This is a genomic window from Ilyobacter sp., assembly GCF_041583315.1.
GTDB lineage: Bacteria > Fusobacteriota > Fusobacteriia > Fusobacteriales > Fusobacteriaceae > Ilyobacter.
In genome coordinates this window covers 1-5,293 of the sequence record NZ_JBFHGC010000155.1, presented here as the reverse complement: position 1 = coordinate 5,293, position 5,293 = coordinate 1, and the positions used below count along the sequence as shown (strand labels likewise).

Annotated in this window: 10 protein-coding genes; 3 read left to right on the top strand and 7 right to left on the bottom strand. The window is 36.2% G+C overall.

The features are described 5' to 3' along the window. The 3 genes from ABZA26_RS06845 to speD form a co-directional block, all read right to left on the bottom strand. Window positions 1-85 (bottom strand): S-adenosylmethionine synthetase N-terminal domain-containing protein (locus tag ABZA26_RS06845; RefSeq protein ID WP_372713776.1); only part of this gene is annotated, 85 nt, incomplete at its 3' end. Between the two features lie 83 nt (window positions 86-168). Next, window positions 169-1,026, bottom strand: a complete 858-nt coding sequence (gene speE / locus ABZA26_RS06840) for a polyamine aminopropyltransferase (protein WP_372713775.1) — start codon at window positions 1,024-1,026, stop codon at window positions 169-171. 40 nt (window positions 1,027-1,066) lie between these two features. Then, window positions 1,067-1,489, bottom strand: coding sequence for an adenosylmethionine decarboxylase (gene speD, locus ABZA26_RS06835; RefSeq protein WP_372713774.1), 423 nt, complete (start codon window positions 1,487-1,489; stop codon window positions 1,067-1,069). Window positions 1,490-1,905: 416 nt separating this feature from the next. Between speD and ABZA26_RS06830 the strand changes: the two genes are divergently transcribed. Beyond that, complete coding sequence (locus ABZA26_RS06830) at window positions 1,906-2,445, top strand: helix-turn-helix domain-containing protein (protein ID WP_372713773.1); 540 nt, start codon at window positions 1,906-1,908, stop codon at window positions 2,443-2,445. A gap of 34 nt (window positions 2,446-2,479) precedes the next feature. On the opposite strand, the gene ABZA26_RS06825 is transcribed toward ABZA26_RS06830, so the two are convergent. The 3 genes from ABZA26_RS06825 to ABZA26_RS06815 all read right to left on the bottom strand — a co-directional run bounded on the left by ABZA26_RS06825 (window position 2,480) and on the right by ABZA26_RS06815 (window position 4,165). Next, window positions 2,480-2,905, bottom strand: a complete 426-nt coding sequence (locus tag ABZA26_RS06825) for an FMN-binding protein (protein WP_372713772.1) — start codon at window positions 2,903-2,905, stop codon at window positions 2,480-2,482. Between the two features lie 11 nt (window positions 2,906-2,916). Beyond that, window positions 2,917-3,777, bottom strand: a complete 861-nt coding sequence (locus ABZA26_RS06820; RefSeq protein ID WP_372713771.1) for an ADP-ribosylglycohydrolase family protein — start codon at window positions 3,775-3,777, stop codon at window positions 2,917-2,919. 100 nt (window positions 3,778-3,877) lie between these two features. Continuing rightward, the gene (locus tag ABZA26_RS06815; RefSeq protein ID WP_372713770.1) at window positions 3,878-4,165 is read right to left on the bottom strand and encodes a DUF503 domain-containing protein; all 288 of its coding nucleotides are present in this window, start codon (window positions 4,163-4,165) and stop codon (window positions 3,878-3,880) included. Between the two features lie 95 nt (window positions 4,166-4,260). Between ABZA26_RS06815 and tpx the strand changes: the two genes are divergently transcribed. Next, window positions 4,261-4,770 (top strand): thiol peroxidase, encoded by a 510-nt coding sequence (gene tpx / locus ABZA26_RS06810; protein WP_372713769.1) that lies wholly within the window; start codon window positions 4,261-4,263, stop codon window positions 4,768-4,770. An 18-nt stretch (window positions 4,771-4,788) separates the two neighbouring features. Further along, complete coding sequence (locus ABZA26_RS06805; protein WP_372713768.1) at window positions 4,789-4,932, top strand: hypothetical protein; 144 nt, start codon at window positions 4,789-4,791, stop codon at window positions 4,930-4,932. Window positions 4,933-4,980: 48 nt separating this feature from the next. Here the strand turns inward: ABZA26_RS06805 and ABZA26_RS06800 are convergent. After that, a partial coding sequence (locus ABZA26_RS06800) for a Dabb family protein (protein WP_372713767.1) occupies window positions 4,981-5,293 on the bottom strand: 313 nt, incomplete at its 5' end.

Genomic DNA, 5,293 nt, shown 5'->3' with positions numbered 1-5,293 from the left:
GTACCGCATCTGATATCTGGTCAGCTATCTTATCTGGATGTCCTGGTGATACACATTCTGAAGTAAAGAATATTTTATTTTCCATTTATATAAATCCTCCCGATAATTTTCTCTTTTAATAATTTCAATGTTTATTTGTAACTTAAATTAAAATATATAAAAACAGTTCTATTCAGACTCTTCGAGCATATCCTTTACAAATGTAGGAAGTGCAAAAGAAGCTTTATGAATCTCTGAATTGTAATATTTTGTTTTAAGTCCGAAATTTTCCCACTCTTCAGCTTTATGATCTGTCACAGGATCGTACTTCTTGGAAGCAAATCCAAAAAGCCAGTGTCCCGACGGATAAGTTGGTATGTGAAATTGATACACTTTTGAAATCGGGAAAAGATCTTTTATTCTCTTGTGAGCTCTCTTCATCTGTCCCGCTTCCTTATCAAAATAAGGACTTTCATGCTGATTTATAAGAATTCCGTCATCAGAAAGAGCTCTGAAGCAGTTTGTATAAAACTCTTTTGTAAAAAGTCCCTCTCCAGGCCCTATGGGGTCAGTAGAATCCACAAGTATAAGATCATAAACACCCTCTTTGGAATCTTCTACAAACTTCAATCCGTCCTGAAAATACAGATTTACTCTAGGATCATCTAGTCTGCATGCAGTCTGGACAAGATGTTTCTGACAAAGTCTCACAACTCTCTCATCAATCTCCACCATATCTATTTTTTCTATGTGGTCATATCTAGTTATCTCTCTTACAGTTCCACCGTCTCCTCCGCCGATTACAAGGACCTTTTTTATCTTTGGATTTGTTGCAAGGGCAACATGTGAGATCATATCGTGATATACGAACTCATCCTTTTCATTGGCCATCATAATCCCGTCAAGGGTAAAGAACTTTCCAAATTCATAGGAATCAAAAAAATCCAGTTGCTGAAAAGGACTTTTTTCTGTATGAAGATGTTCTTTTATTTTTATAGAGAATCTACACTCTGGTGTCCACTCCTCTGTAAACCAAAGATTAAGCATTAAGTTACCTCCTGATTTTCTCATTAGTGCATTTTTTTACTTATTCCGCATCGGGTTTAAATACAATTTTACCTAAATTTTCTCCCTCTGGATGGAATTTTTTTATTTTTTCAGTCATACCTCTAGGCACCTCTATAGACTCACTTCTGCTAGCTCCAAACATTTTTTCCAGGAAATCAAAAGCTGTCCACGGATTGATCTTGTCTCCGCATGTAAAAACATCTACAGCTGCATATCCGTATTCTGGCCATGTATGAATAGCCAAGTGCGATTCAGAGATTATTACCGCTCCTGAAACACCGTAAGGATTGAAATGATGAAATACTGAGTTCACTATAGTTGCATTAGCAATTCTAGCCGCCTCATTCATGTGCTTTTCAATAATTTCAGGGCTCTTCAACACTTCCTCGTCACAGTTGTAATACTCTATCAGAATGTGTCTCCCTAAAGTTTCTAATTTCATAATTTCCCTCCCAGTCTATTCTTAAGACATAAATTTAATTTTTTATATTAACTCCCTCATATCGGGGTATTTCAAACCTTTAAAATACACACATTTTTGTGTGAAAACAGCGTACCTATCACATTAAATTAACTATAAAAGTTAATATTAGTAAACTTATTTATAAAAAAAATAAGCATATGCATATCAAACCACAGATCTTTTATTACAAAACAAAAACTGTATCAAAAGCCTGTATTTATTAGAATACACAGAGTTTTTTATTTGGAATCGACATCGTAAAGTTTACTATATTTAAAATTTTATGTCAATTATTTTTTTACCTGTTAGCTGCAAAACTTGATTTTTTTAAGGTGAGATTATATAATGTACCAAAGAAACACTTTAGATAATAAAATCAGAGGGGTTTGAATTATATGATAATAGGTGAAAAAATAAAGAGGCTGCGACAGGGAAAGCTGCTCACACAAGAGGAACTAGCAGACAGATGTGAGTTGTCTAAAGGATTTATTTCACAGCTGGAAAGAGACCTGACATCTCCATCCATAGCCACTCTTGTTGATATATTAGAAAGTCTCGGGACAAACTTGAAGGAATTTTTTAATGAAGAGGAAGATGAAAAAATAGTATTTTCCAATGATGATTTTTTTGAATTTGAAGATAATGAGCTGAAGTACAGAATCGACTGGATAGTTCCCAATGCACAAAAAAATGCCATGGAGCCTATTCTCATCACCTTGGATCAGGGTGGTTCTTACAAGTTGGAATCCGCCCACGAGGGGGAAGAGTTTGGCTATGTCTTAAAGGGGAATATCTATGTCCATCTGGGAGACCAGAAGCACAAGGCTAAAAAAGGGGAAAGCTTTTACTACAAAGCCAAAAAAGATCATTTTATATCCAATGCAGGGAAAGTCGAGGCAAAAGTTATATGGGTAAGTACTCCGCCCTCATTTTAAAATAAAAACCAGCCTATGGCTGGTTTTTAATAATTTATATTAAGTCTTTATTGGAGATCTTATAAGATCCTGGCTTCCCGTTTTCAGCTTTGTTCAAAAGATATTTCATCATAACTTTAAACTCTTTACTTGTTGATGTGGCTCCTGCTACCGAATCTACTTTATCCAAGTTTTTTGATTCCATAAATCCTTTTTCAAGCCTTCCAACAGCTTCTTTTATTCCAACACCCTGTTTTTTTGCCATACTTTTATTATATTTCATATCTTCTGTGGCGTTTTTACCCTCTTTATTTTTTCTGTCATGCTTCACTTCTACAACCTTACTGTCTTTGACAACAATATAAGTAAAAGGTTTCCATCCCCATGTAGCCTTTTCAGCCTCTACATAGTACTTCCCGTCTTGAAGCTTTCCGAAAGCCAGTGAAGAAAAAACGAAAATACCTATCAATATTTTTTTCATTAATATACCTCCTAAAAATTTACTCTCTCTATACTGCTCATCTCTTTCAACCATCTTTTGGGTATTGTGTTTTCTGAATAGGCCCCTATAATCATACCTGCAATAAGACCTCTTGCTGCAGAATCCCCTCCTGCCATTACGTTCTTTATCATTCCCTGCTCATAGTTATCAGCGTATTTAAGTATTAAAAGCAAGGTAGCCGGAAAAGCACCCTCTATACTGCATGACTGCCCCAACTTTTTCACGGCCTCTGTGGTATCTGTCTCTATAAATGATTTTGCTGTTTTCAACTTTTCTGATATCCACTTATTTTTCATTTGGCCAGATATTTCTTCCATTGCCAAATCAGGTTTTACACCGCCTAAGACGCTGTATGCAGTCCTTGCAAAAAATTCCGCAGCCAGGATCACCTGTTCATTGTTGTGGGTAAGCTTTGTCTGAATCTTAGAATATTCTACCCCTTTCTCCTCAGAAAAGCAATAGATTATCGGTGCTATCCTAGAGGCACCTGCCAGGTCTGTGGAATGAGAACCCCATTCCTCACCGGCCTCTATCATTTCAAGCGTCTCTTTGGTAGCATGATCCATATAGCCGTCATATTTTTTCATGTGTAGTTCCCAGAAATCTTTGAACCCTTTCTCATCAAACTCATTTTTTTCTGCTAAATATTCTAAAAGAAGGAGTGTCTGATCTCCATAATGGGTGTGACCACCTTTTTTTCTGTTCTTATGAAAACTATCAGGAAGAGGGTCATTAAGGTCATTATACTCTCCGAATTCATCTTTTATCTTTTCTGTATCATATATCCAGTGCCCTCCCAGAGAAAAAGCATCTGCTAAAACCGATCCTAAAAGTAGTCCTTTTTTACTCATAAAAAACCTCCTCTTTTCAAATAATTTTACCGTCTGAGGTTCTTCTTTCCTTTTTTTATTACACACAACTATTTGACGTCTTTAGTTCAAAAATAGTTTTTTAAAATTTTTCAATATATGAGTCTATATCCACAATCTCGTCTTCACAGGTGTCCTCTATATAAGCTATCATCTTTCCCTCTATACCCTCTGCCACACTGTAACTTCCAGATACAAGGGAAAATCCTAAAATTGCGAAATTTTTATTATCCTGAAGTTCCACTTCGGTGAGCTGTACCTTGAACTTTGATGCAAATTTATCCTTCAGACTTCTCAGCCTCATCCTCTTGTCTTTCAGAGAAAAACTGATGACAAACCTTATTTTAATTTTTACTGCTGCCACATACATAGAAGATCTCCTCCTTTTATTAAAAATTTCCTTTACTTCTGAGTGTTTATCAAGTAATAATTTACTATGATACACTATTTATGAGGAGGAATGCAATGGAAAGAACAGGAATTATAACCATGAAGAGTAATCCCCTTACACTTGCGGGAAATGAGGTAAAAGTAGGGGATAAAGCACCTGATTTTCAGGCTCTGAAAAATGACATGAGTCCTTTTTCTCTCAGCCAGTCCAAAGGAAAGGTTGTCATCATCTCATCTATGCCCTCTGTAGACACATCTGTGTGTGAGCTTCAGACCACTATTTTCAACCAGAAAGCAGGAGAAAATCCGGAGATTTCTGTAGTAACTATCTCTGTAGACCTTCCTTTTGCACTGGGAAGATTCTGTGCAAATGAGGGAATTGAATCTGCAGTCACTCTTTCAGACCACAGAGACCTTGATTTCGGAACAAAATACGGATTTATTATAAAAGAGCTTAGACTTCTTGCAAGAGGGGTTGTTGTGATTGACAAGGAAGGTGTTATAAGACACTTAGAAGTTGTACCTGAAGTTACGGATCAGCCTGATTATGACAAAGCACTTGAGATTGCCCGGTCTCTTATTTAATTTAAGGAGGGGGTTTATATGGAATTTTTATCATCACTCCTTGGCCTCATTGCAGTGGGAGCACTTATGTTTTTCACTGTAAAAATAGCTGAAAAATATAAAAAAGAACCAGATACAAAGGGCGGAAAAAACAACAGAAATTCAAGAAGACACAAAAAATAAACCGGGAATCAACTTCCCGGTTTTCTTATTTTTAAATAAAACTATGACTTATCTCTCGTAATCTACCACTGCTGTGCTGATCTCATTTGCCACTATGAAATTTTTTATCTCCACATGAGGCGGGAAACTTTGGTAAAAATCAAGATCCTCTCTGGTGTCAAACTCTGTATAGAGGGACATATCATAGGCCCTCGGAGATCTGTTGAAATCAATCCCCACTTCAAGTTTTCTGAGCTGACTCAGCTCTAGTGCTTCAAGATCCCTCTTCATTTTTTCCATATTTTCTTTTTTATTTTCCTCTTTAAACTTAAAAAATACTACGTGAACTACCAATTCAATTCCCCCTTTTATTGTTATATAT